General features: G+C 62.4%; 25 protein-coding genes and 1 tRNA gene. 16 read left to right on the top strand and 10 right to left on the bottom strand.

Annotated elements, in window-relative coordinates:
* The first annotated feature begins 14 nt into the window (after positions 1-14).
* The 5 genes from GA615_RS28580 to GA615_RS13890 all read left to right on the top strand — a co-directional run bounded on the left by GA615_RS28580 (position 15) and on the right by GA615_RS13890 (position 2,661).
* Entirely contained in the window at positions 15-581 is a 567-nt protein-coding gene (locus GA615_RS28580; RefSeq protein ID WP_152051904.1) for a sugar O-acetyltransferase, read from the top strand.
* A gap of 176 nt (positions 582-757) precedes the next feature.
* Complete coding sequence (locus GA615_RS13905) at positions 758-1,180, top strand: YkgJ family cysteine cluster protein (RefSeq protein ID WP_152051903.1); 423 nt, start codon at positions 758-760, stop codon at positions 1,178-1,180.
* On the top strand, positions 1,177-1,749 hold the full coding sequence (locus GA615_RS13900) for a hypothetical protein (protein WP_201750189.1): 573 nt from the start codon (positions 1,177-1,179) through the stop codon (positions 1,747-1,749). Before GA615_RS13905 ends, GA615_RS13900 begins: the two co-directional genes overlap by 4 nt.
* A 60-nt stretch (positions 1,750-1,809) precedes the next feature.
* Positions 1,810-2,211, top strand: coding sequence for an HU family DNA-binding protein (locus GA615_RS13895; protein ID WP_152051902.1), 402 nt, complete (start codon positions 1,810-1,812; stop codon positions 2,209-2,211).
* 216 nt (positions 2,212-2,427) lie between these two features.
* Positions 2,428-2,661: a hypothetical protein gene (locus tag GA615_RS13890; RefSeq protein ID WP_152051901.1), complete on the top strand. Its 234-nt coding sequence runs from the start codon at positions 2,428-2,430 to the stop codon at positions 2,659-2,661.
* A gap of 138 nt (positions 2,662-2,799) precedes the next feature.
* On the opposite strand, the gene tal is transcribed toward GA615_RS13890, so the two are convergent.
* Together tal and GA615_RS13880 are read right to left on the bottom strand one after the other, a co-directional pair.
* Positions 2,800-3,951, bottom strand: a complete 1,152-nt coding sequence (gene tal, locus GA615_RS13885; protein ID WP_152051900.1) for a transaldolase — start codon at positions 3,949-3,951, stop codon at positions 2,800-2,802.
* A gap of 253 nt (positions 3,952-4,204) precedes the next feature.
* A complete protein-coding gene (locus GA615_RS13880) occupies positions 4,205-5,452 on the bottom strand; it encodes an FG-GAP repeat domain-containing protein (RefSeq protein ID WP_161602333.1) in 1,248 nt (415 codons plus the stop codon).
* 485 nt (positions 5,453-5,937) lie between these two features.
* Here GA615_RS13880 and GA615_RS13875 point away from each other — a divergent pair, with 485 nt between their 5' ends.
* A complete protein-coding gene (locus GA615_RS13875) occupies positions 5,938-6,573 on the top strand; it encodes a peptidase (protein WP_235905418.1) in 636 nt (211 codons plus the stop codon).
* A gap of 16 nt (positions 6,574-6,589) precedes the next feature.
* Here GA615_RS13875 and GA615_RS13870 read toward each other — a convergent pair whose 3' ends face one another.
* Together GA615_RS13870 and GA615_RS13865 are read right to left on the bottom strand one after the other, a co-directional pair.
* Positions 6,590-6,898 carry a hypothetical protein gene (locus tag GA615_RS13870; protein WP_152051898.1) on the bottom strand — a complete coding sequence of 103 codons (309 nt, stop codon included), beginning with the start codon at positions 6,896-6,898 and terminating at the stop codon, positions 6,590-6,592.
* Positions 6,899-6,974: 76 nt separating this feature from the next.
* Positions 6,975-7,172, bottom strand: coding sequence for a hypothetical protein (locus GA615_RS13865; RefSeq protein ID WP_152051897.1), 198 nt, complete (start codon positions 7,170-7,172; stop codon positions 6,975-6,977).
* A gap of 419 nt (positions 7,173-7,591) precedes the next feature.
* On the opposite strand from GA615_RS13865, the gene GA615_RS13860 reads away from it, so the two are divergent.
* On the top strand, positions 7,592-10,231 hold the full coding sequence (locus GA615_RS13860) for a hypothetical protein (protein ID WP_161602332.1): 2,640 nt from the start codon (positions 7,592-7,594) through the stop codon (positions 10,229-10,231).
* 144 nt (positions 10,232-10,375) lie between these two features.
* On the opposite strand, the gene GA615_RS13855 is transcribed toward GA615_RS13860, so the two are convergent.
* Positions 10,376-11,689 (bottom strand): Gfo/Idh/MocA family protein, encoded by a 1,314-nt coding sequence (locus GA615_RS13855; protein ID WP_152051985.1) that lies wholly within the window; start codon positions 11,687-11,689, stop codon positions 10,376-10,378.
* 102 nt (positions 11,690-11,791) lie between these two features.
* Entirely contained in the window at positions 11,792-12,832 is a 1,041-nt protein-coding gene (locus GA615_RS13850) for a glycoside hydrolase family 5 protein (protein WP_152051895.1), read from the bottom strand.
* Positions 12,833-13,054: 222 nt separating this feature from the next.
* On the opposite strand from GA615_RS13850, the gene GA615_RS13845 reads away from it, so the two are divergent.
* Entirely contained in the window at positions 13,055-14,101 is a 1,047-nt protein-coding gene (locus GA615_RS13845) for a Gfo/Idh/MocA family protein (RefSeq protein ID WP_152051894.1), read from the top strand.
* A gap of 184 nt (positions 14,102-14,285) precedes the next feature.
* Complete coding sequence (gene lpxA, locus GA615_RS13840) at positions 14,286-15,110, top strand: acyl-ACP--UDP-N-acetylglucosamine O-acyltransferase (protein WP_235905417.1); 825 nt, start codon at positions 14,286-14,288, stop codon at positions 15,108-15,110.
* A gap of 97 nt (positions 15,111-15,207) precedes the next feature.
* Here lpxA and GA615_RS13835 read toward each other — a convergent pair whose 3' ends face one another.
* Positions 15,208-15,612, bottom strand: coding sequence for a hypothetical protein (locus GA615_RS13835; RefSeq protein ID WP_152051893.1), 405 nt, complete (start codon positions 15,610-15,612; stop codon positions 15,208-15,210).
* 221 nt (positions 15,613-15,833) lie between these two features.
* Between GA615_RS13835 and GA615_RS13830 the strand changes: the two genes are divergently transcribed.
* The 6 genes from GA615_RS13830 (at position 15,834) to GA615_RS13805 (ending at position 20,425) form a co-directional block, all read left to right on the top strand.
* Positions 15,834-16,418 (top strand): hypothetical protein, encoded by a 585-nt coding sequence (locus tag GA615_RS13830; RefSeq protein WP_152051892.1) that lies wholly within the window; start codon positions 15,834-15,836, stop codon positions 16,416-16,418.
* Positions 16,419-16,602: 184 nt separating this feature from the next.
* Positions 16,603-17,097: a hypothetical protein gene (locus tag GA615_RS13825; protein WP_152051891.1), complete on the top strand. Its 495-nt coding sequence runs from the start codon at positions 16,603-16,605 to the stop codon at positions 17,095-17,097.
* Between the two features lie 29 nt (positions 17,098-17,126).
* Positions 17,127-18,224, top strand: coding sequence for a hypothetical protein (locus GA615_RS13820; protein ID WP_152051890.1), 1,098 nt, complete (start codon positions 17,127-17,129; stop codon positions 18,222-18,224).
* 23 nt (positions 18,225-18,247) lie between these two features.
* Positions 18,248-19,378, top strand: a complete 1,131-nt coding sequence (gene ribD / locus GA615_RS13815; RefSeq protein WP_235905416.1) for a bifunctional diaminohydroxyphosphoribosylaminopyrimidine deaminase/5-amino-6-(5-phosphoribosylamino)uracil reductase RibD — start codon at positions 18,248-18,250, stop codon at positions 19,376-19,378.
* Between the two features lie 205 nt (positions 19,379-19,583).
* A complete protein-coding gene (locus GA615_RS13810; protein ID WP_235905415.1) occupies positions 19,584-20,276 on the top strand; it encodes a redox-sensing transcriptional repressor Rex in 693 nt (230 codons plus the stop codon).
* A 77-nt stretch (positions 20,277-20,353) separates the two neighbouring features.
* A tRNA-Gln gene (locus GA615_RS13805) sits at positions 20,354-20,425 on the top strand.
* 96 nt (positions 20,426-20,521) lie between these two features.
* Here the strand turns inward: GA615_RS13805 and GA615_RS13800 are convergent.
* Positions 20,522-21,667, bottom strand: a complete 1,146-nt coding sequence (locus tag GA615_RS13800) for a sialidase family protein (RefSeq protein ID WP_152051888.1) — start codon at positions 21,665-21,667, stop codon at positions 20,522-20,524.
* A 150-nt stretch (positions 21,668-21,817) separates the two neighbouring features.
* On the opposite strand from GA615_RS13800, the gene GA615_RS13795 reads away from it, so the two are divergent.
* Positions 21,818-22,414, top strand: coding sequence for a methylated-DNA--[protein]-cysteine S-methyltransferase (locus GA615_RS13795; RefSeq protein ID WP_152051887.1), 597 nt, complete (start codon positions 21,818-21,820; stop codon positions 22,412-22,414).
* On the opposite strand, the gene leuD is transcribed toward GA615_RS13795, so the two are convergent.
* Together leuD and leuC are read right to left on the bottom strand one after the other, a co-directional pair.
* Positions 22,369-23,040: a 3-isopropylmalate dehydratase small subunit gene (gene leuD / locus GA615_RS13790; RefSeq protein ID WP_152051886.1), complete on the bottom strand. Its 672-nt coding sequence runs from the start codon at positions 23,038-23,040 to the stop codon at positions 22,369-22,371. The two genes, GA615_RS13795 and leuD, sit on opposite strands and share 46 nt — an antisense overlap.
* 5 nt (positions 23,041-23,045) lie before the next feature.
* Entirely contained in the window at positions 23,046-24,458 is a 1,413-nt protein-coding gene (gene leuC, locus GA615_RS13785; protein WP_152051885.1) for a 3-isopropylmalate dehydratase large subunit, read from the bottom strand.
* Positions 24,459-24,476 lie beyond the last annotated feature (18 nt).

The following is a 24,476-nucleotide window of genomic DNA, read 5'->3' as shown; positions in this document are numbered from 1 at the left end:
CGGAACGCGACAAAATGCTTGCGGGCGATCTGTATCTGGGGTTCGATCCCGAGCTTGTCGCCGCTCGGCGGCGAGCACGGGTTCTGATGGCGGAATACAACGCTTCGGGGCCTGACGAGGAGGGGAAGCGGGAGCAACTTCTGAGGCGGCTGATCGGAACCGTCGGCAGCGGGGTGGTGATCGAGCCCCCCTTTTCGTGCGACTATGGAGAGTTCATTGAACTGGGAGAGGGTGTCTATCTGAATTTCCACTGCATCTTTCTTGACTGCAACTGGATCCGAGTCGGAGCCCGGACGATGTTCGGCCCCGCCGTGCAGGTGTATACGGCAACCCACCCCGTTTCGGCGGTCGAGCGACGCAAGGGGCCGGAGATGGCGTATCCGGTGACCATCGGTAGCGATGTCTGGGTCGGGGGTGGAGCGATCATCTGCCCGGGTGTGACCATCGGAGACGGTTCGACGATCGGCGCAGGGAGCATTGTGACGAAGGATGTGCCCCCGAACGTCCTCGCGGCGGGCAATCCGTGTCGGGTGATCCGGGAGCTTTCCGGAGAGAACGTCAGCGGCGCATCGGCGTCGTGAGGGGAAGCGAGAGCGTTGATCGGGCAACCTGGGAAAGACGCTCCCGTACGCAAACTGCTCCGAATTGGCGACTTGTGATGATCGGACTTGAGCCGGGACCGAGCGGTTGATATGCTCGGATCGCTGAACGTACCGTCTGAAAACGCCCCATCGCCGCGCACCTTTCCAGCCCGATCATGAACTCTGAAACCGGCGCACCCTGGTACCGAGACGGCTTGCGGTTCACCTGCACCCAGTGTGGCAATTGCTGTACGGGAGCACCGGGCTATGTCTGGGTGAGCGTCGAAGAAATCGAGCGACTGGCCGAGCGCACCGGGCTTTCGGTCGAACAGTTCGGGCAGCAGTACGTCCGACAGGTTGGCCGGCGCTACAGCCTGATCGAACGCCCCAACGGCGATTGCATCTTCTGGGACCGCGCCGCCGGTTGCACGGTCTACGAGGCTCGGCCGATTCAGTGCCGAACCTGGCCGTTCTGGACAGAGAACCTCGAAAGCCCCCAGGATTGGGACGAGGTCCGTCGAACCTGTCCCGGATCCGGTCAGGGGCAATGGTACAGCGTCGAGGAGATCGAGGCCGCCGCATCGCGGACGATTTCATGAGCACGCACGCGGTCCCCCGCGCCGAATCTGACCCGTGGATCGATCCCGACCAGGTTCGGGAACCGCTCAACGCGCTCTATGCCGAACTCGATTCCGAGATCGCCGCGCTCGGGCCGGTTTGTTTGCTCAGCGGCCGCTGCTGCCGGTTCCAGGAGTACGGTCACAGGCTGTACGTTTCTGAAGTCGAGGCCACGGTACTCCTCGCGGACGCACCACCCCCGAGCCGGCCGCTTGACGATGGTGCTACCTGTCCGTGGCAGGATGAACACGGTCGCTGCGGTGCTCGAGAGGCTCGGCCGCTGGGCTGTCGTGTTTATTTCTGCGATCCGAATTATGACGGACACGCGGAACTCTTGACCGAGCGATTTCTGGCTCGCATCCGGCTCCTGGTCGAGACCCTCGGCCTTCCCTGGAATTATGCGAGCCTGCATCATCACCTCCACGCTGCCGTGTCCTCGGGACGACGACGTATTGAGGTCGCGGATCACGGGGACTCCGAGGCAAAGGCTGACCGCCCTGATGCGGTTCCCGTCTGGGAAGCGCTTGACATTAGTCCAAGTGACCAATAAAGTTGAGCCGAACGTCCCCCTTGGGACCGGGCCGAGCTGCTCCCGCTGGAGACCGCCATCGTGACGAAGAAAGAGATCGTGAAGAAGATCTCCGAGGAGATCGGGCTGACGCAGCTCAAGACGAAAGAAATCGTTCAGCGAACGCTGGATGAGATCATCAAGACCTTGGTCGAGGAGGGTCGGATCGAGCTTCGCAACTTCGGCGTCTTCGAGGTCAAACGACGCGCTCCCCGCAAAGCGCGCAACCCCCGAACCGGAGACAAGGTTTCCGTTCCGGCCAAGAATGTCGTGACGTTCAAACCGGGCAAGGAAATGGAAGAATTGGTCCGCAAGATGGACCCTTCGAAACTTCCGCTGGAGAAAGAGGACGGAGATTCCGATTTTGAAGGTGACGGGTCTGTCGATCCGGGCTCGGGAACCCCTCGGGTGTCTTCATCCGCCGGGGTCGACGCGAAGCGCTGAGCGATTCGCGGCAACCGGACCGGGTCGAGTCGGACAAGGACGCCCATCGGGCGGTGGGCGTGCGTCGCGATGGGCGAGACCGGCTCCAGCCGGGTCGCGTCCCGATTTCGGAACGCCCCCACCGGACCGGCTCGGTTCGTGCCACGCGGTACGAACCGGGTGCAGGAGGATCGCCCCGGTCCGGTCGATCCCGAACGGAGGCGGGAGGTATCTCTCATGCGGAAACCGTATTTGGCCCTGGCCCTGCTGGGGGCGGTCCTCGTCACAAGCGAGGGTTGTGCGCCCGTCCCCCTGCCGCGCTACGCGGCCTATCCGCCCAGGCGAGTCGAGCAATTGCTCGTCGACTCGGAAAACCTGAGGCAAATTGGCGATGAGTGGGAACGGTTCTGGTTTCTTGACCAGCCGTCGCACATGACGCCCTTCCGGACGCACGGTGGCCTCGGTCCCTGATCGGACCAGACCGGGTTCACTTCGAAGCTGAGCCGCACACAACGACGGCCGGCAAGCCTTCCGATTGCTCGGAAGGCTTGTCGGCCGTTTTGTATTTGCCGCACGCAGCCTCAACGAAGAGGGACGGAGTCGACCTGCTCAGCGGGCGAATTGCTCCCGCTTCGCACGGACGGCAGCGTAGAGGTCGTCGAAGGACTGGGCGAATTTCTCGACACCGTCCTTCAAGAGAAAGTCGGTCACCTCGTTCAGGTTGATTCCGACCTCGGCAAGTTGCGCAACGATGCCACGGGCTTCGGCCATCTCGGTCGTCAGCGTGGGCTGATCGACGATGCGGCCGTGATCGCGGAACGCGTTGTATGTGTCGGGGGGCATCGTGCTGACGGTGTCCGGCCCGATCAGTTCGTCAATGTAAAGCGTATCCGGGTAGTTCGGGTTCTTGGTGCCGACCGAAGCCCAAAGTAGCCGCTGGACGCGAGCCCCCTTGGCGGCCAGAGCCTCCCACTCGGGACCAGAGAAGATTCGCTCGTAGGCGGCATAGGCGTTCTTGGCGTTGGCGATGGCCGCCTTGCCCTTGAGGGCTTCGAGTTGAGCCTTGCGGCCCGCGTCCGACTCCTTCGCGATCAATGCATCGAGCCGAGCGTCGACCTCGGTGTCGATGCGAGAAACGAAGAAACTGGCGACCGAGGCGATGTGATCCACCGGCTGGCCCGCGTCGATCCGACGTTTCAGGGCACGCACGTAGGCCTGAGCCACTGCCTCATACGCCTCGACACTGAACAGCAATGTGACGTTGATATTAAGGCCATCCGCCAGCGAGTCCTCGATGGCCGGGACGCATTCGGCGGTCCCGGGGATCTTGATCATCGCGTTCGGCCGGTCGAGGCGTTGCCAGTAATGCTTGGCTTCTTCCGTGGTCTTTTCGCGCTCGTGAGCAAGCAGGGGAGAGACTTCGAGACTTACATAACCGTCCAGGCCATCGGTTCGGTCATAAACCGGACGGAACAGTTCGAGCGCACCCTGAATGTCAGCGACGACCAGATTCTGGTAAATCGTGTCGACGTCGGCCCCATCAGCAACCAGTCGCCGGGTATCGTCGTCGTAGTCCGAGCTGTGGCCGATCGCCTTCTCGAAGATGGTCGGGTTGGACGTGGCTCCCTGGAGCCCATCGTCTTCAATCAGCCGAGCGAGCTCCCCCTGGCGGACGAACGCGCGGCTCATAAAATCGATCCAGACGCTTTGCTTCTGAGCCTGGAGCTTTGATAAGGGGGTCGAGGCAGAGGCGGTTGCCATGTTCGGAACACTCCCGGGCGCGAATTTCAACGAAGATCAGTTCCTCGGATCTCCTCCCACGATACCGCAAGAGAGGACCCGAGGCGAAGACCGGACGCGCCGAATTCCGACGGAAGGGATCGAGATGTGCCGATCGGAGCCGGCAGTCGCTGACCCGATTCGGGAACTCGAATCGGCACCCATTGATCATGAGACCGTGCAGGTCCTTGGCGCTGGCGAAGCACGGAGGACCCACACGGAGGGTGAAACCACATCAGCTCTGTGGATTTTCCAACCAGTAGAGTCCACTCTTGCCGGGGCAGAGCAGGTCGAGGTCGCCGTCGTCGTCAAGGTCGACGGCCATCATTTGCAAACCTGTTCCGGCGGTGCCTCGGGGAAAATCGTTGAGGGCGTTTCGATCGCCGGCGCGGTCGGGGGGAGGGGCGTCCGTGGCCGGTTCGCCCTGATAGAGCAATGATCGGGTCCACTGGCCCGCATCCCGATCGAACCGATAGGAGGCAATGATCGGCGCATCGGTATCTCCCGGTTCGACTTCATGGCCGTAGATCCGGGTGCCGGTGACCAGATCGTCCTCCTGTCCGTCGCCGTCGAGGTCGGCCCAAAGCAAGGTGTGGGCCTGGTGGATCGTGTCATCAATGAACATCGGGTCCGACCAGCTTCGGCGGCCTTCGGCGTCTTGCTGTTGCTTGATCCAGTAGAGGCCGTAGTTGTGGCCCATGCCGTAGACCACATCCCCCAGACCATCGCCATCGATGTCCTTGGCAAGAATCTGGATGCCGGTGGCCATGTCGTTCGGTCGATCCGCGTGACCCCCAAGCAGGGACCACTCGGGGTGGAAGGTCCAGGACTCGCTCAGTGGCGATTCAGGAGACTCGAACCAACCCTTCGGCGTGAGGATGTCGATCCGTCCGTCGCCATTCACGTCACCCGAGCCGACCCCGTGCCCGGCCTGTTCGGTGCCCAACTCGACCTTGGTCCACGAGGCGTTCGGCCCCGGATTCTCAAGCCGGTAGAACACCACCACGTTGACCGGATTCGGCAAGATTTCGGGCTGGCCGTCGCCGGTCAGGTCCACCATCCAGGCCGCCTCGCTCGGTCCTGGCAGGTCGATCTCGTGGTAGGTCCAGAGCGTGCCGGCCTCTCCGGGGTTCTCGACCCACCCCACATCGCGGCCGAAGTACGAGCAGGTGATGTAATCCATCAAGCCGTCGCCGTTGACGTCGACCGGCAACGTGGCGAAACAGTTGAAGTACGTGCCACGTTGCGTGACGTCTCGGACCTTGTACGAGGTCTGGAAATCGGGCCCTCGATACCAGGATTCACCGCAAACGACATCGAGAATGCCGTCTCCATCCACGTCGAAGGCGCCGGCGGCCTCGAACGGACTGCGGTCGTTGATCGTGTGCTTCGTCCACCCCGATGCATCGGTGGTCGTTGCGGGATTCGATGAACCGACCAGAATGGCCGTCACCATCGCTGCTTGCGAAATCAGAGCTGTCATAAGCGAAGTCCTCTCAGGTTGGTCTCCCTCATCGATCTTAACGGGTCGCCCGGCGCATTGCACCGATCGATTTGAGGAAGGAACGCCTTTCGTGGTGAACTCAAGACGTTCACCTGAACCTCTTGACGCGAGGGTTCTTGATCGTCGATCGACTGGCGAACCCGCTTGGCGAGGTGAGGGGCCGGTGCCGTCCGATTCCGGCGTTCTCGAAGTTCGTGTCCGCTTCTCTCGCCCGACTTGCGAAGTCTGGCGGCAGCGTGGTATTCAGGTTCGCTGGTACAGGGCGAATCCACCAGGGTAGCGTCCCGAGTCAAGGAGGAGCATCCTCCAAGAACTGCGGGTCCATGCCAACGCAATCAATCGACACGACGGAGGGGACGGCGCGGATGACGTACTGCCTGGGAATCATAACAAAGGACGGTTTCGTCGTCGCGTCGGATTCTCGGACGAACGCAGGGTATGACCAGGTGAATGTTTGCAAGAAAATGCACACATTTGAGAATCCTGGCCATCGTGTGTTCGTGCTGATGACCAGCGGGAGTCTTTCCTGCAGTCAGTCGATGATGGCATTGCTTCGTCAGGATTTTGAGCAGGGGATCGGCCTCGCCTCGTGCGAGACCATGTACGATGCCGCTCGGGTGGTTGGCGAGAAGGTGCGGCGCGTGGCCGAGCTGGATCGGGATGCCCTGGAACAGGACCAGTACCGGTTCAATGTCCACACGGTTCTCGCCGGGCAGATCCGAGGCCAGCCGCACGATCTTTATCTGATTTACCCGCAGGGAAACCCGCTGCGCGCCTCGGAGGAATCGCCCTATTTGCAGATCGGCGAGTGCAAATATGGTCGGCCGATTCTTGATCGCGGAGTTCGATACGAGCGCACGACCCTTGAGGACGCGGCGCTCTATGCATTGATCTCGCTCGATTCCACGATGCGATCCAACGTCACCGTTGGTCCACCGATCGACCTCTTGATCTACTCGCGTGACGAGCTCCAACTCCGCCGTCGGCGCCGCTTTTCCGAACGCGATCCGGACCTCGCGGCGATTCACGATCAATGGGAGCAAGCCCTGCAGCAAGCCGTCCAGGAGTTGCCGGGAATTCGGTTTGATCCCGATTCCTGAGAGTGATCGGGCAGACTCAGGCCCCCTCGTCGTCATCGTCCTCGGTGTCGTGGACTTCCCAGTTGAGGTCTCTGGCTGCGCGTTCGAGCAACTCGAGCGCGGGCGAGGGGTCAGACGCATCGATTTCGGCGTGCAAGGCCGCCAGGGCCGCGCCTTCGATCACGGCCAGCAGGCGAGTTCCGATCGCGTCGAGGATGAGCCAGGTTTCTTCCGGGTCGTCACGATCGATCAAGGGTGCGTGTCCGAGCTGTTCGAACCGTTCCTCCCATTCGCCCATCGATCGGGGAGGAGCATTCCAGGCGGGAATCAAAAGGCGCTCGATCACAGGAGTGGTCTCGTGGGACAGATCGTCTGGGAACACCGCTTCAGCTTACGCAATCAATGCTCCTGAGTCTTGAGAATCAAATCGACGGCGACCCGATTTCGAGACACAGCCAGTTCCCTGGAGGGCGTGAGTTGCCGACGAAATCCCCAGCGACGGCATTCCGGGGCAATGCGAGATTGAGTGGAAGGCTGCCGGCATTCTTGGAAGCAGAACTGGCAACTTCATTGATATTGAGGTGAAACGCATTGATTTGATGAGAATTCTCAATCAACATGGAGCCTGTTCCTGGTCGATGCTTCGGGTGCGACGTTTTAAGAAGTGGTCAAACGGCCCAGCACATCGGACCAGGGGCGTTTGATTGGTTAGAACTCTCCCCGTCCTTTCCGTGGTTGATCGACGTCCATTGCGGTCCAGGGTGCCGTGCGGGATGCATGGAGTTGATCCCTTTCCCCCGCCCGTCTCGCCTGATTCGGGACTGAATCGATGAATGCCTCGTCGGCTGGCTCGGGCGTTGTTCACGATTGGTTCAGGACCCGAGGGGCCCACTCGCGCCGTCGAAAGCTCCTGAGACCAGCCCTTGAGGGGCTGGAAGGACGGACGCTGCTCAACGGATCCCTCGATGTCGGCTTCGGTCGGCCTGATCTTCCTGGCAGGGGAACGGCGGTCATTGCCGACCTTGCGGAGATCAGGGACATGACTGCGCATCCTCTGGGGGGCGCAGTTGTTGTGGGCACGGTCAGTCGAGATGGCAACGATGATTTCGTCGTCGTCCGATTCGATTCGACCGGCCAGATCGATACGACCTTTGGCACGATGGGGACGACCGTCATTGCCTTCGACCTTGGCTCCAATGCGAGCGACCGAGCCCAGGCGGTCACGGTTCAGGCGGATGGTGCGATCTTGGTGGTCGGATCGGTGGAGCAGGCGGGTGGCCAGCGAGACTTCGGGATCGCAAGGCTTCTGGCCAATGGTCAACTTGACCCCCGATTCGGAACCGGTGGCCGGAGGGTCGTTGGATTCGATCGGGGTTCGATTGTGACTGAGCAAGACGAGATCGCCCGGGATGTCGTGGTTCAGCCTGATGGCAAGATTCTCGTGGTGGGATCGGTCGACGATCGCGGAGACAAGAACGATTTCGGGCTGGTCCGGCTGAACCCCGATGGAAGCCTTGATTCGAGCTTCGCCCAAGATGGCCGGGCCGTTGTCGCGTTCGATCTCGGAGCCTCGGTCGAGCAGCAGGATGATGATGCCACCGGTGTGGCGCTTATGCCCGATGGCCGGATCGTGGTGACGGGTTCGGTGACTACGGCGGAGCGGCATCGCGATTTCGGATTCGCTCGACTCTGGGCGGATGGTCGCCTCGATTCCTCGTTCGGCACGAACGGCCGGGTTGTGCTGGGGTTCAATCTCGGAAGCACGTCGGAACGCCGGCACGATGACCCGTCGGCGCTCGTGATCCAGCCTGACGGCAAGATCGTGGCTGCCGGCACCGTGCTGCGAGACAACTTTCGAAGCGATTTCGGCATTCTCAGAGTCAACGTCAACGGGTCTCCCGATGTGACGTTTGGCCAGAACGGTCGGGTCCAGGTCGACGTCGGGACGGGAGATCGGGACATCGCGGTCGCGCTGGCTCGCCAGGGGGACGGGAGACTTCTCGTCGCGGGAGAGGTGCAAAGCGCCCGGGGCGATTCAGACTTCGGAGTGGTTCAACTGTCCACCTCCGGTCATCGCGTCGACACCTTTGGGGTGAATGGCCAGGTGATCATCCCGTTTAATCTCGGACCCCGGCCCTTCGATCACGATCGAGCCCGAGGCGCCTCGCTGGACGGGCGAGGAGCCATTCTGGTTGCCGGCCAGGTTGACGATGGAAGTGGCGAGCTCCTGGCCGGTATCACCCGACTTTTTGTGGACCGCATCCCAACCAAGATCCTTCGAGTCGGCCCTGTGATTCCCAACGTCAGCCGCATCCCCTTGGGATCGATCGAGGTTCAATTCAGTGAGCCGATTGTTCCGTCCAGCTTCCAGACTTCGGCGCTCCGGTTGCGTCGAAATGGTCGGGACGTGACGCTTGGTTCCGGGGTCAGTCTGGCGATCTCTCCGGCGTCTCCCTCCGTTTACCGCATCAACGGGTTGTCGGACGCAACTGCGCTGTCTGGTGATTACGAGTTGCAGGTGGATGCCAGCGGAGTGCGTGATCTGGCCGGAAACCAGGGGGAAGGAAGAGCCTCGACCGTCTTTTCGGTCCGTCGGAGTGCAGTCCCGGCCGATTATGACGGTGACGGAAGCACGGATGTCTCGACCTACTCGGTCGTTGGTGGAAGAGGCCGCTTTGAGATCTGGCAATCGTCTGACCTGAGCTTCCGCATCGAGGAACTGGGAACGAGGGTCGATTTTCCCGTCGATGCGGACTTCGACGGTGACGGGATCATTGATCCGGCCGTTTTCGGCTACGACGCTGCCCAGGGATACTCCCGGTTCCTCTATCGACGATCGACCGATGGCGCAACCCGGTCGATTCCCTTTGGTGGCCCGTTTGACTTCCCGGTCGCGGGAGACTTTGACGGGGATGGTTTCACCGACATCGCCGTGTATGGCTACAGCCCAAACGAAGGGTTTAGCCGATTCGGCGTCCTGCTTTCTGACACGGGGCAGGCATTCAGTCGGCCCTTCGGTGGGCCGTTCGATTTCCCGGTGACCGGCGATTTCGACGGCGACTGGCGGACCGACATCGCCGTGTATGGCTACAGCCCGGTCAATGGCTACAGCCGCTTTGCCATCCTTCCTTCGGGGCGGAATGACCTGACGTTCTCTCAGGCGATCGGGGGTTATCCCGTTCCGTTCGGGGGCTTGAACGACTCTCCCGTGATTGGCGATTTCGATGACGATGGGCGGACCGACCTCGCCGTCTACGGGTATAGCCCCCTGAATCAGTTCGCTCGATTCGGGATTCTGTTCAGCAGTGGTCGGCCCACGTTGACCCTCCCGTTCGGAGGAGCGGAAGACGTGCCTGTTGCCGGCGATTACGATGGCGACGGTCGCACGGATCTGGCGGTCTACGGCTTCAGCCCCGACAACGGATATCATCGCTTCGGCATTCTTCCCTCGGGCGGAGCACCGGCGAGGACAGTACGCTACGGCAGTTTCGGGGCGATCGGCTTGCCTGCCTTCCCTGGTCTGTTTCCGCTTTCGGGAAGCTCCACCACGACGACGGGATCGCTTGCCTCGGCGAGCTTGACGGCATCTGGGCAGCTTGACCCGGTTCGAACAACCGAAGGGTCGAAACTGTGGGGGGCTCGCACTCGAAACCGCCCGTGGTGGTTCGGGGGTGTTTGAGGAGAAGCCCCGAAGCTCTCGGCCCACCTCTCGTTTCCGCGTCTTCGAACAGCCTGTTGATGGGAAATGAAGGGGAGCGCCCGACACGCTTGCCGAGCGCTCCCCCTTGGCTTCGAGGGTCAACGATTCAGAAGGCTAACATGCTCAGACCTTCGGCAAGTCCCAGGGTTTGCGGTACTCGTCCCGGAACAGATAGCCGTTGGCTTCTTCAGAGTTGGTGAAGCGTTCGGCTTCGCTATCCCACATCAAGGCGTCCTGTGTCCGGAGGGCGATGTTGCCGAGGTGCCCGACCGCAGAAAGCTCGTGGCCGTAGCGGAAGTTGCAGGAGCAGAGTTCCCGACTCTTGATCTTGTTGAGCCATTCCCGGTGGTGCCCCGGCGATCGCGGAAGGGTCGGCTCGGGCTCGACGATCTCCTCTCCGGGATTGGGAATGATGACGTAATCGTTGTAGTGGCCGTGAAGTGTTCCCTTGGTGCCGACAAACTCGATCCCGGACGACCGACCCCGGAAGCCATGCGGCGCACTCGTCTGAAGACTCCAGATGAGCTGCCAGTCGGTCGGGAATCGGTAGATGACTTCGAGCGTGTCGGGCGTCTCGCCGTTGTCGTCGAGGGCGTAGCGGCCTCCGCTGGCGACGATGAATTCCGGGGCCTTGGCCTTCATGCCCCAAAGGACCGGATCGACCAGGTGGCAGACGAAGTCGGAGAGGAACCCGCCCCCGTAGTCCCAGAAGAACCGCCAGCTGAAGGTGAACCGATTCGGGTTAAACGGCCGCTCGGGGGCTGGTCCGAGCCACATATCGTAATCGCAGCCGGCCGGGGGCGTGCCGTTCTCCGGCGTGCCCAGGAAGTCGCTCTTGCCGTCGCGGACCATCCAGACCCGGGCCTTGGTGATCTTGCCGAGGCAGCCCGACTGCACGATTTCGGCGATCCGGTGATAGTTGTCGGTCGCGTGGATCAGGTTGCCCATCTGGGTGACGCGCTGGTGCTTTTCCGAAGCCTGCGCCACGCGGCTCCCCTCGCCAATGGACCAGGCGAGCGGCTTCTCGCAATACACGTCCTTCTCGGCCTGACAGGCGAGAATACTCGGGATCGCGTGCCAGTGGTCGGGCGTGGCTATGACGACCGCGTCGATGTCCTGCCGGTCGATCACGCGACGGAAGTCGTCGTAAACGTCCGGACTCCCGCCAGAGGTGGAGACGGCCTCCAGGGCGTGCGGTTCGTACACATCGCAGACGGCGGCAATCCGAACGTCGTCGAACCGCTTGAACGTGTTGATCAAGCCTCGACCCATGCCTCCGGTGCCGATGAATCCGAGCGTGATCTGCTCGTTCGGCCCGGGGTGCCGGGGTCTCGGATGCGGCCTGGGGGTTGCTCCCGAGGCGACACCGGCGGCAAGGGCACCGCTGGCCAGGGCAGAGGAAGCAAGGAAATTGCGACGAGAAATCGGATCGGTCATGGTGGGCCTCCTGGGGGTAAAGTCGCCCCATGATCGCGCGCGAATTCGTCCGAGGAAACCCGCAACCGACCCGATCTTCGAGTGATCACCAACGCCGACGACTCAGGGACGATTCCCGCTCCTGCTTGTCGGAACCAGGGCGCGAAGGAGTTCCGGCCGCCAGCGACCTTGCTGGGGATCAAAGGCGCCGAAGCCTGAGCCGAACTCCCAGTATGCCCACGAAAACCCTCGCCGCTCGGCCTGCCTGGCAATGAACGCGGTCCATCGGGCTCGTGAGGCGAGATCAGCCTTGGAGTAGGCGCCGAACTCTCCCAGAACAATCGGCCGATGGTGCTCTGTTGCCCATGTGGCCACCTGGTCGAACGCCGACGTGACTTCAGCCCGTTCCGTGTTCGAGCCGTTCCAGGAGGTCCCGAGCCACGGATCGGAATTCTCAACCCATTCCGCCCCCTGGTGCGTGAACGGGAAGGGATCGTAGTAATGGAAGGTGACGATCAATCGGCGGTCGTCCTCCGGTAATTGCAACGTCTCCAGCGCACGGAAATTGTTCCAACTGGCAGGCCCGACGATGACGATTCGATCCGGGTTCGACGCTCGGATCACCCCCAGGGCCTCGACGAGCAACGTGTTCCAACGTTCGGCGTCGAGGTTACCGTGCGGTTCGTTGAGAATCTCGAAAACGACCGACCCGGGCAGGTTCCGATAGCGCTCAGCCACCTGCTTCCAGAGACCTAAAAACCGCGTGCGTTCGGCTTCGGGATTCTCGTAAAGCTCCTCGAAGTGGTGGAAGTTGATCACCGTTTGCAATCCCCGAGAAACCGCCTGGTGGATTGCCCAGTCCACGCGATCGAAAAACGCGGGATCAATGGTGTAGGGCGCCGTCCGTGCGGCATGGTTTGACCAGCGGATCGGAATCCGTACCGAGTCGAATCCGGCACGCTGAATCGCTTCGAAATAGGATTCTTCGAGAATGATTCCCCAATCCCCTTCCTGGGGGGCCTCCAGAGCATTGCCAAGATTGATCCCGCGCCCCAGGCGCCGATTCTGCTCGACGGCGGGGTCTTCGGCTCGAACGGTAAGGGTGGCAAAACTGGTGAGGGTGGCCACGGAAATGATGGTGACCAGTCGTGAGACGCGAGTCATCGACAGGGCTCCCCTGCGGGCCTCCGCCGGATTGTGAAGTCCGGAGGTTCGAGCGGTCTTGTCGCATTGCAACACGATTCGAAAGAAGTCGTCACACCGGGCGTCCCCCGGCCTTGCCAGGGCATCGACGGCGTGCTATGGTGCCCTCCACAATAGGTCAGAACCTCTCGTTGAGCAGGGGCTGTCCGGTTCGAATTCGTCTCGCGACTTCGGGGTGGTGCGATGGTCGGGATCGGGATCGCCGGCATCGGCTTCATGGGGATGATCCACTTTCTGGCAGCCCGTAAGCTCGCGGATGCCGGCGTGGTGGCCATTTGCAGCCGAGACCCCAAGAAACGATCGGGCGACTGGACGGGCATTCAGGGGAATTTCGGCCCGAAGGGTACGCAGATGGACCTTTCGGGAATCAGTGCGTACGCGGAATTCGACGAAATGCTCGCCGATGAACGCGTTCAACTGGTTGACCTCTGTCTGCCGAATGAGCAGCACGCCGACATGGCGATCAAGGCCCTGGAAGCCGGTAAGCATGTGCTCGTCGAAAAGCCGATCGCGCTTTCGACCGACGATGCCGACCGCATGGTCGCCGCCGCCCAAAAGGCGGGACGCTTGTTGATGGTCGCTCACGTCCTGCCGTACTTCCCGGAATTCGCCTTCGCGCGTGAAGCCGTGGCCTCGGGACGATATGGTCGGCTCAAGGCCGCGCACTTCAAGCGGGTCATCTCCAAGCCCGACTGGTCGAGCGGCGTGGCCGATTTGCAGCGGAACGGCGGACCGGCCATTGACCTGCACATTCACGACACCCACTTTATCGGGCTCGTGTGCGGCGTGCCGAAGGCCGTGCAGAGCAGGGGGGTGTCGGAGGATGGCGTGGCGCTTCACCTGACGACCCAGTACCTGTACGACGACCCCGACCTGGCCGTTTCGGCCGTATCGGGGGCCTTGAGCCAGTCGGGACGCCCCTTCACCCACGGCTACGAGCTGTATTTGGAAGGGGCAACGCTGGCTTTCGAGGCCGCGACCCTGGGCGATCAATTCCATCTGGCAATGCCCGTCTCGGTCATCTTGCCGAATGGTCAGGTCGAACACCCGGAACTGGGCAGTGGCGACCCGATCGACGCGTTCGCTCAGGAGATTGGAGCCGCGGTCGCCTCGGTGACCTCTGGAGTGCCTGCGGCCGAACTCTCGGGAGAACTGGCCCGGCAAGCTCTTGTCCTCTGTCATGCCGAGGTGGAGAGCGCTCGGTCCGGTCACCCCGTCTCGCTGTCATGAGACGGGCAGGGACGGGCCGATTGAATTTCATGACTTCGTCCGGTTCTCAGAAAGAATGGAACTGACTAGAAGTCGCCCGCATCTCGACCCAATTCAGCAGCAATCACGGTGGTCGGACTGCCGATGATTTCTTTCGCACAGGGCGACAGGATGTTGCCCGCGGCCGCAGCAGGAGGCACTGGCGATGCCGATGACACTCGCGGATTCGGAACTGATCCACCCGACGGCCGTCATTAGCGCCGAGGCCGTACTGGCCCCCGACGTCCAGGTCGGCCCCTTCGCGATCGTTGAAGGGCCGGTTTCCATCGGTCCGGGTTGTGTGATCGAAGGGCACGCCTGCCTGACTGGCCCCATGGAGTTGGGACGCGACAACTTCATCGGGCATGGAGCGGTGCTGGGGAAGGCACCCCAGCATCGTCGTGACCCCGGAGATTCCACCCGCCTGGTCGTGGGCGATGGCAACGTGATCCGGGAATACGTGACGATTCATCGGGGCACCTCGGCCCGAGGCGAGACCCGGATCGGACAGCGAAACTACCTGATGATCGGCTGCCACATCGGGCACGACGCGATTGTCGGAGACGGCTGTACCATCGTCAACGGCGCCCTGATTGGCGGGCATGCCGAGTTGCAAGACGGCTGTATCCTTTCCGCCCATGCCGCCGTGCAGCAGCATGTGCGAATTGGCCGATTGGCGATGATTGGCGGGCTGGGCTCGACCACCAAGGACGTCCCGCCGTTCGTGCTCTTGCAGGGATACAACGCGGTGTCCGGGCTCAATCTGGTCGGACTTCGCCGGGCGGGCTTCTCGGTCAAGGCCATCAACGCCCTGCGCGACGCGTACCGGATTCTCTACAAAGAGGGGCGAACGCGCACGACCGCCCTGGAACGAATCGAAGCCGATCTCGGTCACATCGCCGAGGTGTCCGAATTCGTCTCCTTCATCCGCCAGAGCAGTCTCGGGATCAATCCGGCCCGCGATGCCGACCGAATCCACCGCACCTTCTAGCGCGATGATCGGGACGGTGGTCTTGGGGAACGTGGTCGCCAGGGACTTTTGACGAGGATCGACGGAGATGACTCGTTGGAGGAACCGAGTCCCTGATTTACCCTGACCGAGGCAGATCAGGTGCTTCGGTTCCCCCCTCATGTGTTGGATCCGGTGAGGAAGGCGCCTCGCCGTCAGCGGGGTCGGTCCCCGTCTGCTCCACGAGCTGGGGTGAGGACGCTGAGGATTGCTCGGGAAGCCGAGCGATTCCCAACGCGGGAGGGGCCTGGCCGCGATCCAGTGCGTCTTGAATCTGGCGGTACTCGTTGGTGTCGATCTCACCGGCCTCGTACGCCTCTCGGAACAGCTCGGCCTGCTCGGCTTTGGAGTCGGACGATCGGGTCGTGAGCCGTCTTCGGTAGATGGTGATCAACTGAATTCCCAGGGCGACGATGACCAGAAGGACGGCCATCAAGAGCATTGCCTTGAGTAATTCCCAGGTCTTGGAATCGAATTCTGGCATCAGTCCGGGATCTCGATCTCAGGGACACTCTGCTCACCCCTCATAATTCGCACGTTGTGACAACTCGGCCCCTGGAACGCGCCATCGGGGGTGGTTGGCCTCGGGTGGGGTGGGCGATATACTCAAAATACCGCTTGCTGTTTGAATCGGCGAGGCTTTGCAACCGGGGATGGTCCCCGGCCGATTGCCCCTCCCGCCTCCAACCGAGAGAGGTGGCTGTTATGTCACGATTCCGGATCGGTCTCGTCGTCGCCATCGGACTTCTGGCCATCTCCCCTTCGGCTCGGGCTCAGTTCGTCCCGAACCTGCCTCCAGGGTTTGGTTCCGGGCAATTCGACCCGTTCAGTGCCTACTACGGATATTACCTCCCGCGGAACCAGGCCATCGCCGCGCAACTGGCTGGTGGTTCGAACGAAGCAATTAACCTCTATTCTCAGGCCCGACGCGCGAATGCCGAAGCGGCCCGTGCCAGTACGATCTATGAGATGGACGACCCTTATCGGATGGTTCCTCTTGAAGATCGCCCGTACACGCGCCCTCCGACCGTCCTCTTGCCTGGCCAGGCCGCTGGCCCCGCCCCAAGTGGGTATTTCGGCCGATCTCAGCGCTATTTCTACGGAGCCCGCACGGGTGCGCCCGGCGAAACTCGTGGTGCCTCCTCAGCTCGACTCCCACAAAGTCGTGTCGGGGGACGAATGGGCGGTGGCATGGGTGGGCGAATGGGCGGCGGCATGGGGGGACGAATGGGTGGTGGAATGGGTGGCGTAGGTCGAGGCATGGGAGGTTTCGGAGGAGGCTTCCGTTAATCGGAATTCCGGATTCCCCTTCCCGATTCCAGGTGGGAAGGGGAATCACCCGGGCTGGTTGCGTCGCCCCCCGGTCTGATCTCGACGAGTGGTTGTATCAGGGTTGTGGTCGTCGGGGCTTCTTGGAGAGGATATTCAGGCGTTTTCGAAGCGTCCTCCTGAAGCAGCGGATGGGGTTGGCATCATGGCGGATCATCTGAGACTTACCGCCGACGAACGAGCCGACCTCGTCGCCTTCCTCGATGGGGAACTGGCCGAGGAGCGAGTCCGAATCCTGGAGGAGAAGCTCACTCGGAGTCTCTCGGGGCGTCGGGAAATTGAATCCCTCAAATCGACCTGGGATCTTCTCGACCTCCTGCCTCGTCCCCCGGCCGACGATGCCTTCACGGAACGCACCATCACCATTGCTTCGGAGCGTCCCTCAGGAGACGACCGACTGGTTGGGGCGGCTCGGATCGCCTTCCGTCGCGTTGTCAGTCTCCTGATCGTCCTCGCCGTGCTGACACTGAGTGGTTTGCTCGGCTATAGCGCGACTCGATGGATCTGGCCCGATCGGACCGCTCGGCTGGCTCGTGATCTGACGATTGCCGAACGCCTTGACGATTACCAGGCGGCCGGTTCCTTCGAGTTTCTCCGACGCCTTGACGAATCGACCCTGTTCAAGGAGGCGTCGGACTGACCGCCGATGGTTGTGTGATGGTGCTCGGCGTGCGAACCCTTGTCGCGATGATGCTTTCGGCCGTGACCTTGCCGGTGGTGATTGCCTCAGTCAGCCCAGCCATCGATCGACTGGCTGAGATGCCACTCCAAACCAGGCGTGAGCTGTCCGAATCGCTCGCGCGCTTCGATCAACTGCTGACCACCGAGCAGCAGGCAATCCGGGAACTCGACCGAGAGCTCGCAAAGCTCGATCCCGAGGAACGCAAGCGCTACCTCGACCTGATGCGACGCTTCGGTGCCTGGTTCCGCAGGCTCGATGATGAGACCCGTCGCGCGTTTCAATCGGCCTCCACCGAACAGCGGTTTGAGATGCTTCGGGAACACCTCGGGCCCGACTCCTCTCCGGAGGCGCCCGGCTTCGATTTCGCGCTCTGGTTTCGGGCTGACACGTTTAATCCGATCCCGCTTTACGACGCCGTGACCTTGCTGCGGATTTGGGCCTTGCTGGACGATGAGGCACGTCAGCAACTCGAGTCCGCGCGTTCGCTGGATGAGACGATTGCGATGCTTCGTCAGTTTGCTCGTGAGCGGAACATCGAACACGCTCCAGCGGTGCGCGAGGCCTTTCAAACCATTCTGGAGGACCAGGGGAGGCTCGGTCAGCGTGGACTTCGGCTGATGCCAGAGGTCACCGACCTGCGTGCCTGGTTGCTGGATGGAGTCGATCCTCCCGGAACCCGGCCCTTCGGAGGCGGCCCCGGCACATTCGGAAGACGTCCTCCCGGGGCTCAGGGGCCTCAGGCCGAGGGAATGCGAATGAATGCGGCTCGGCTGAGCGCGGCTCGGCTGTCGATCCTTCGACTGGCCGAGCTGGAATACTTGCGAAGGCTTCGAGAACGCCCCGATGGAGCCTCTGCCGCCGATCTGGCGACCTTCGAGGCGCGATTGCCTCGGTGGTATCGTGACCTCCTCGACCCACTCCCTCCTGAGGTGGTTCGCTTGCGGGTGAGAGGGCTTCGGCAGCTTGCGGTTAGCGATCCGGATCTGATGCGGTGGTTTGAGCAAGCTGTTCCAGTCACCCCGGCTGGAACCCAGCCCAACAACTCGCCTTCCGAGGGGCGTCCCTCCCTGGTCAGACCGTTTTGAAGTGTCCGGAGCGGGGAGCGACCGTGTCCATTGTCACTGAGGAAGACCACCGCTGGATGCGGCTCGCGCTGGCCGAGGCGGCCCGAGGGCGGGGAGCGGTCGAGCCCAATCCCATGGTCGGCGCCGTGATCGTCCGCGACGGTGTGCTGGTGGGGGTGGGGCATCACGACCGTTACGGAGGTCCCCATGCCGAGGTCCACGCCCTGCAAGAGGCAGGCGAGGCCGCTCACGGGGCAACGCTCTACGTGACGCTTGAGCCTTGCTGCCACGAGGGGAAGACGCCCCCCTGTACCGAGGCGGTGATCGGTTCCGGCATTGCGAGGGTTGTGGCCGCAATGCGTGATCCCTTTCCGAGGGTCTCCGGCGGCGGGTTCGCCCGACTGTCCGACGCGGGCCTGACCGTGCAATGGGGCGTTGAGGAGTCGGAAGCCAGGTTTCTGAATGCACCCTATCTGAAACGGTTGTCGATCGGGCGGCCCTTCGTAACGGCCAAATGGGCCATGACGCTCGACGGGAAAACCGCCTGTCACTCGGGAGACAGCAAGTGGATCTCGAACCCGAGGTCCCGGAGCCTCGTCCACGAGGTGCGAGGGCGAATGGATGGGATTCTCGTCGGGATCAACACGGTGTTGCTCGACGACCCTGAGCTGACTGCTCGACCAGGCGGCCCGAGATGTCCGACCCGGATCATCCTCGACTCAACCGCTCGATTGCCGGTCGATTCGAAGCTCGTCCGGACCGCTCGCACGGTTCCGGTCTGGGTGGTCGTTTCCGAAGCAGCTCCACCGCAACGGGTTCAGGCACTCCAGGCAATGGGCGTTGAGCCAATTCTCTTGCCCGGCAGTGGGCCGATTCCGATTCCCGAACTGCTTGATGAGCTCGGTCGTCGTGGACTGACGAATCTCCTCGTCGAAGGCGGAGGCCGGGTCCTCGGCGCGTTCCTTGATGCAGGCGAGGTCGACGCTGTCGAGGTCTTCATTGCTCCAACGCTCGAGGGGGGCTCTCACTCTTTCACCCCCTTCCGCGGCGCGGGCGTCGCTCGAATGACTGAGGCGCTCCGACTCGCTCGACACCGCGTTTCCGTGCTGGACGGTGATGTTTCTCTAAGTGGACAGATTGTTCGTCCGTGGTGGGAACTGACCGACGGCGCTTGACCACTCGCACGGCTTCCCGATAATCTCAAAGGGTGGACTTGCCCGAAAAGGATGGTTTTGATTAGGCGAACGAGACTTTTGGGCGGCGCGATTGTGGTTATGGCCCGTTTCCGAAAATTCCAGCGGACCGATGCCCACGCCAACGGAACTGCAGAGCCAACTCGGTCCTCGGTCGCCCCGTCCCCAACCAGGAGGGTCCGGTCTGGTGCGGGAGCCTCATCACGACAATCCGTCACCCAAGCCTGCACCCAAGGCGGTGGTCGGGCGTTTGAGCCTTTACCTCCGGCAATTGGAAACGTTTGCCCGACAGGGACGGGAGACGATTTCAAGCAGCCAGCTTGGGAAGTCGTTAGGGCTCAACGATGCGCAAGTCCGTAAAGACCTGGCGTATTTTGGACAGTTCGGTCAACCGGGGCTGGGCTATCGCATTCCTGACCTGATCGCCGAGCTTCGAACGATTCTCGGAGTCGATCGCGACTGGCCGACCGCCCTGGTCGGGCTCGGGAACCTTGGCCGCGCCTTGCTCGGTTATAAAGGATTTCGGGTCCGACGCTTTCACATCGTCTCGATCTTTGACAACGATCCCAAGAAGCTGGGCCAGTGCATTGAGGGACTCACTGTCAAACATCTCGACGAACTTCCTCAGACCGTCGCGGCTGAGGGACTTCGGCTTGCCGTCATTTGTGTGCCGGCCGAGTCTGCCCAGCGCGTGGCGGATCAATTAGTGGCGGCCGGGATTCGGGGCCTGCTGAACTTCACTCCCACGGCGTTGTTCGTTCCGCAGGATGTCAGTGTCGTTGCGGTGGACCTGAGCGTTCAACTGGAACACCTGGCCTATTCGGTTCACAACATGCAATCATCCGGCCGAGAATCTGGTGACATCTCGGCGGCAAGTTGAAGGATGAGGAGGGGTCGAACCTTTTCGACTCCCGCCTCATCTGATACACTGAGCCAGTCGGTTGAACGGCGTCAATTTACCCGGTGGTGAAATTGGTATCACAACAGGTTTTGGTCCTGTTTTTCCAGGTTCGAGTCCTGGCCGGGTAGTTTTCTCCACTTCTTTGGGATCGTTCGTGGCCTCTTTCTTGTTCGGCCGCGTTGCGGAAGGGTAACTCAGCGAATCATCGCTGAGCGTCTCGTTGCTCAGTCATTCATCGCATCCAGTTCGTCGAGTGAGAAGCGAACGCTGACGATGTACGGGGCTTCTCCCTCGCTCCAGTGGCCGTACGTCGTGGTGACGAACGTGCCATCGGGAAGGATTTCGACCCCGGGGTAGGCGCAGTCGGCGGCCCGGTAGTTCTTCATCAGGCGGACGCGATACTGGCCCTGACGCCCCTCCACGAGGTCATCGTAGGTACCGACCCAGCCGACCCAATCTCCCTGGGTCGGACTTTCTCGGGTGGTGTCTCGGAAGGAGATAAAGAGTCGTCCGTCGGGGGCGTACTTGCCCACGTGGCGGTCGCCGGTCAAGGCGCCGGGAAGCTCCCTGGGTTCGCTCCAGGTGGCCCCTTCGTCGTCGGAAAGGATCAGGAACGAATTCATCGTCCGGCTGTTCTCGCGAAGCAAGACGGCGATCTGGGAGCCGTCCGGCGATCGGATCAATCCGGGCTCACAGAGGTGAGCGGTCGGATGCTCGGCGATGACTTCCGGCTCGCTCCAGGTCAGACCGCCGTCGGTGGACAGCGTTTTGAAGACCTGGAACGATTTCCGCTCGCCGTCTCCTCGGAGAAACCGACCGTCGTCGTGGAAAAGGGCCATGTAGGAACCGTCGTTCAATCGTTCGACGGACGACATGGCGACGATACCCCCGAAATCTCCAATCGGCTCAAGAGGAGTCCAGTTCTGGCCGTCGTCCTCGCTCACCGCCATCCGGATGGGGTAGAGTCCCGAGAACAGGATGAGCCGTTTGGTCCCTTCGGAATCGATCACGCGATGGATCGTGGGGGTTTCCTGAGAGGTCGCCCAGTTTTCGGGGACCGGCAGGCGATCGGACCAGGATCGCCCGCCGTCCTCGCTCCGTTTCATGACGATTGGTCCTCGACCGTGCCCTTTGGGGTAGACGATGATCATCGTCTGGCCATCTTCGAGCAGGACGGTCGTGGGGTGGCCGAGATACTGACCCTGCTCACGGTCGACAACCACCTGGCGATCCGATTGCCCAGCCAGATCGATCAGCGGGATGTCGTAGCCGGGAGCCACGTCTGCGGGGTCGTCGCCTTGGGCCGAGGGGCTTGTGGTCAGCGTGACGAGGATGATCGGTAGAGACGTCAGGGCAGTCCGGTTACGCATGACCAGGTTCTCCGAAAGGTCTGGGGTGTTGATCGCGGTTGATCGTAGCTTGAGATGCGCGATGATCGCTACCAGCTTGTAAACTGCCTTGTACGAAACCTCGAGGAAAACGGTTTGGCTTCGTTTCGTCACCGGGGAGCTTGGGGGTCCATGACACGCCTCGAACATCTCACCCCCGATCAAGGGGCGCCGATCGTGCTGACCACGGCGCGGATCGACACCCCGATCGGTCCGCTGCTCGCCGGAGCAATGGATCAAGGACTCGCACTGCTCGAATTTGACGATTCTGAGCCCGACGCGGAACGGTTTCGAAATCCGCAACCCTCGGTACGAAAGAGACCGCGGTTCCTTCTCCAGAACGGCCCGCATCCGCTCCTGGAGCTGCTGAGGAGCGAACTGGCCGAGTATTTCGAAGGCCGTCGCGAAGGGTTCACAGTGCCCCTGGTTCTCGTCGGGACTCCCTTTGAACGCGAGGCATGGGACGCGTTACAAGCGATTCCCTATGGAGAAACGCGATCGTACGCCGAGCAGGCCCGATCGATAGGACGAGCGTCGGCCGTTCGCGCGGTGGGACGGGCGAACGGCCGGAACCGATTGGCGATTGTGGTGCCCTGCCACCGCGTCGTTGCCTCGCGAGGCGGGCTTTGCGGCTACAATGGGGGACTTTGGCGCAAGCGATTCTTGATTGATCTCGAATCGCGTCACGCGCCCGGAGAGGCGGCCCAGGCCGGGGCTTGCTGCTCGTAGGAGGTAATTTGGTTGTCGTGCTGAAGGGTCTCGCCGATGGCGTCGAGACCGAGAAGCAAGCGATGACGGTCCCCTTCGGAGACGTCAAAGGGAATCGCCCCCGGCGCGCCCCCTTGTGACGGGTGAAGGTGGATCGTCCCGGCCTTCAAGTCGATCGTTGCTGCCAGATCCGGGTCTGATCGGGAGAGATCGGCAATCGCCTGCCAGTCGGCCTCGGGCAATTCGATGGGCAGAAGGCCATTGTTGTAGGCGTTCCCCTCGAAAATATCGGCGAACCCTTCCCCCTTGATCGGGGCGATCAGGGCACGATAGCCGGCTTGCTGAACGGCCCAGACCGCATGCTCGCGGCTCGACCCACAGCCGAAGTTCCGGCCGACGACGAGAATAGTGGCTCCCTCGGCCTCGGGGCGGTTCAGGGGGAAGTCGTCGGCGAGCGGGCCGTGTTGCTCGGGGGCGTCCGGCTCGGGAGCGCCTCCAGGAGCATATCGTTTGTCGGCAAAGAGCAGGGGGCCGTATCCGGTCCGCTCGACCCGCTTCAGGTAGCGGGCCGGGATGATCAGGTCGGTATTCACGTCGCTCCAGTCGAGCAGGGCGACCTTGCCGCGGTGGGTGGTGAAGGCGTCCATGTGCGTCAGTTTCCCCCGTTCAGGAGCGTACGAACATCGGTGAAATGGCCCGCGACCGCGGCGGCGGCGGCCATGGCGGGGCTGACGAGGTGGGTGCGACCGCCCGGCCCCTGTCGGCCTTCGAAGTTGCGGTTCGAGGTGCTGGCGGATCGCTGGCCGGGGGTGAGCTTGTCGGGATTCATCGCCAGGCACATCGAGCAGCCGGACATCCGCCATTCGGCACCGGCCTCGGTGAAGATGCGGCCGAGCCCCTCGGCCTCGGCCTGGGCGCGGACGGCCTCGCTGCCGGGGACGACCATGGCACGAACGCTCGGTGACACCTTGCGCCCCTTGAGCACGGCGGCGGCGGAGCGGAGGTCCTCGATGCGGCCGTTTGTGCAGGAGCCGATGAAGACCACATCGACCGGGATCTCGTTGATCGGCGTCCCGGGCTTCAGGCCCATGTAGGCAAGGGCTCGCTCGGCGTCTTCGCGAGAGGCGAAGGGCACGTCGCTCGGGTCGGGGATCACACCGGTCACATCGACGGTCATCCCTGGATTCGTTCCCCAGGTGACCTGTGGGACGAGCGAGGAAGCGTCGATGGTCAGGTGCTTATCGAATGCCGAGGGGTCGTCGGTTCGGAGGGCCTGCCAGTCCTTGACAGCGGCGTCGAACGCGGCTCCCTTGGGGGCGAAGGGGCGATCTTCCCGGGAGATGAAGGCAAAGGTGGTGTCGTCGGGGCCGATCATCCCGGCGCGGGCGCCGGCCTCGATCGACATGTTGCAGATGGTCATGCGGCCTTCCATCGAGAGGGCTTCGATGGCCGGGCCATAGTATTCGAAGACGCTCCCGGTCCCGCCACCGGTGCCGATGGCCCGGATGATCGCCAGGATGATGTCCTTCGGTTCCAGGCCGGGAGCGAGCCGCCCGGTGACCTCGATGCCGTACGACTTCGGCCGGAGCCCTTGCCAGAGGGTCTGGGTGGCCAGAACGTGCTCGACCTCGCTCGTGCCGATACCAAACGCGAGCGCACCGAAGGCGCCGTGGGTGCTGGTGTGGCTGTCGCCGCAGACGATCGTCAGGCCGGGCAGGGTGATGCCCAGCTCGGGACCGACCACGTGAACGATCCCCTGGTGGCCGCTGCCGACATCGTAGAGGCGAACGCCGAACTCGCGGCAATTGGCGCGAAGGGCCTCGACCTGCCGGCGGGAGAGGGCGTCCTTGATGTCGAGCTGGTCGTCGGTCGGAATGTTGTGGTCGGGGGTGGCGAAGGTTAGGTCGGGACGACGAACCTTCCGGCCGGTCAGGCGGAGCCCCTCGAAGGCCTGGGGGCTGGTGACCTCGTGGACGAGGTGCCGGTCGATGTAAAGCAAGGTCGCGTCCTCGGTGGAGGTCACGACGTGGCGGTTCCAGACCTTCTCGAACAGCGTCGCGGGCATCGGGCGGGTCTCGATCGT

Origin of the sequence: Tautonia marina, from assembly GCF_009177065.1 — a bacterium.
Classification (GTDB): Bacteria; Planctomycetota; Planctomycetia; order Isosphaerales; family Isosphaeraceae; genus Tautonia; species Tautonia marina.
The sequence above is the reverse complement of the archived record's forward strand: the minus strand, read 5'-3'. Positions and strand labels throughout refer to the sequence as shown.

Coding starts and splice junctions, on each gene's coding strand:
- GA615_RS13865 (WP_152051897.1), bottom strand. CDS start 7,172: ATGTTGATTGAGAATTCTCATCAAATCAATGCGTTTCACCTCAATATC.
- GA615_RS13830 (WP_152051892.1), top strand. CDS start 15,834: ATGTCACGATTCCGGATCGGTCTCGTCGTCGCCATCGGACTTCTGGCC.
- GA615_RS13825 (WP_152051891.1), top strand. CDS start 16,603: ATGGCGGATCATCTGAGACTTACCGCCGACGAACGAGCCGACCTCGTC.
- GA615_RS13855 (WP_152051985.1), bottom strand. CDS start 11,689: ATGACCGATCCGATTTCTCGTCGCAATTTCCTTGCTTCCTCTGCCCTG.
- GA615_RS13875 (WP_235905418.1), top strand. CDS start 5,938: ATGCACACATTTGAGAATCCTGGCCATCGTGTGTTCGTGCTGATGACC.
- leuD (WP_152051886.1), bottom strand. CDS start 23,040: ATGGACGCCTTCACCACCCACCGCGGCAAGGTCGCCCTGCTCGACTGG.
- GA615_RS13845 (WP_152051894.1), top strand. CDS start 13,055: ATGGTCGGGATCGGGATCGCCGGCATCGGCTTCATGGGGATGATCCAC.
- GA615_RS28580 (WP_152051904.1), top strand. CDS start 15: ATGCTTGCGGGCGATCTGTATCTGGGGTTCGATCCCGAGCTTGTCGCC.
- GA615_RS13850 (WP_152051895.1), bottom strand. CDS start 12,832: ATGACTCGCGTCTCACGACTGGTCACCATCATTTCCGTGGCCACCCTC.
- leuC (WP_152051885.1), bottom strand. CDS start 24,458: ATGCCCGCGACGCTGTTCGAGAAGGTCTGGAACCGCCACGTCGTGACC.
- GA615_RS13900 (WP_201750189.1), top strand. CDS start 1,177: ATGAGCACGCACGCGGTCCCCCGCGCCGAATCTGACCCGTGGATCGAT.
- GA615_RS13890 (WP_152051901.1), top strand. CDS start 2,428: ATGCGGAAACCGTATTTGGCCCTGGCCCTGCTGGGGGCGGTCCTCGTC.
- GA615_RS13880 (WP_161602333.1), bottom strand. CDS start 5,452: ATGACAGCTCTGATTTCGCAAGCAGCGATGGTGACGGCCATTCTGGTC.
- GA615_RS13835 (WP_152051893.1), bottom strand. CDS start 15,612: ATGCCAGAATTCGATTCCAAGACCTGGGAATTACTCAAGGCAATGCTC.
- lpxA (WP_235905417.1), top strand. CDS start 14,286: ATGCCGATGACACTCGCGGATTCGGAACTGATCCACCCGACGGCCGTC.
- GA615_RS13860 (WP_161602332.1), top strand. CDS start 7,592: ATGACTGCGCATCCTCTGGGGGGCGCAGTTGTTGTGGGCACGGTCAGT.
- tal (WP_152051900.1), bottom strand. CDS start 3,951: ATGGCAACCGCCTCTGCCTCGACCCCCTTATCAAAGCTCCAGGCTCAG.
- GA615_RS13905 (WP_152051903.1), top strand. CDS start 758: ATGAACTCTGAAACCGGCGCACCCTGGTACCGAGACGGCTTGCGGTTC.
- GA615_RS13800 (WP_152051888.1), bottom strand. CDS start 21,667: ATGCGTAACCGGACTGCCCTGACGTCTCTACCGATCATCCTCGTCACG.
- GA615_RS13795 (WP_152051887.1), top strand. CDS start 21,818: ATGACACGCCTCGAACATCTCACCCCCGATCAAGGGGCGCCGATCGTG.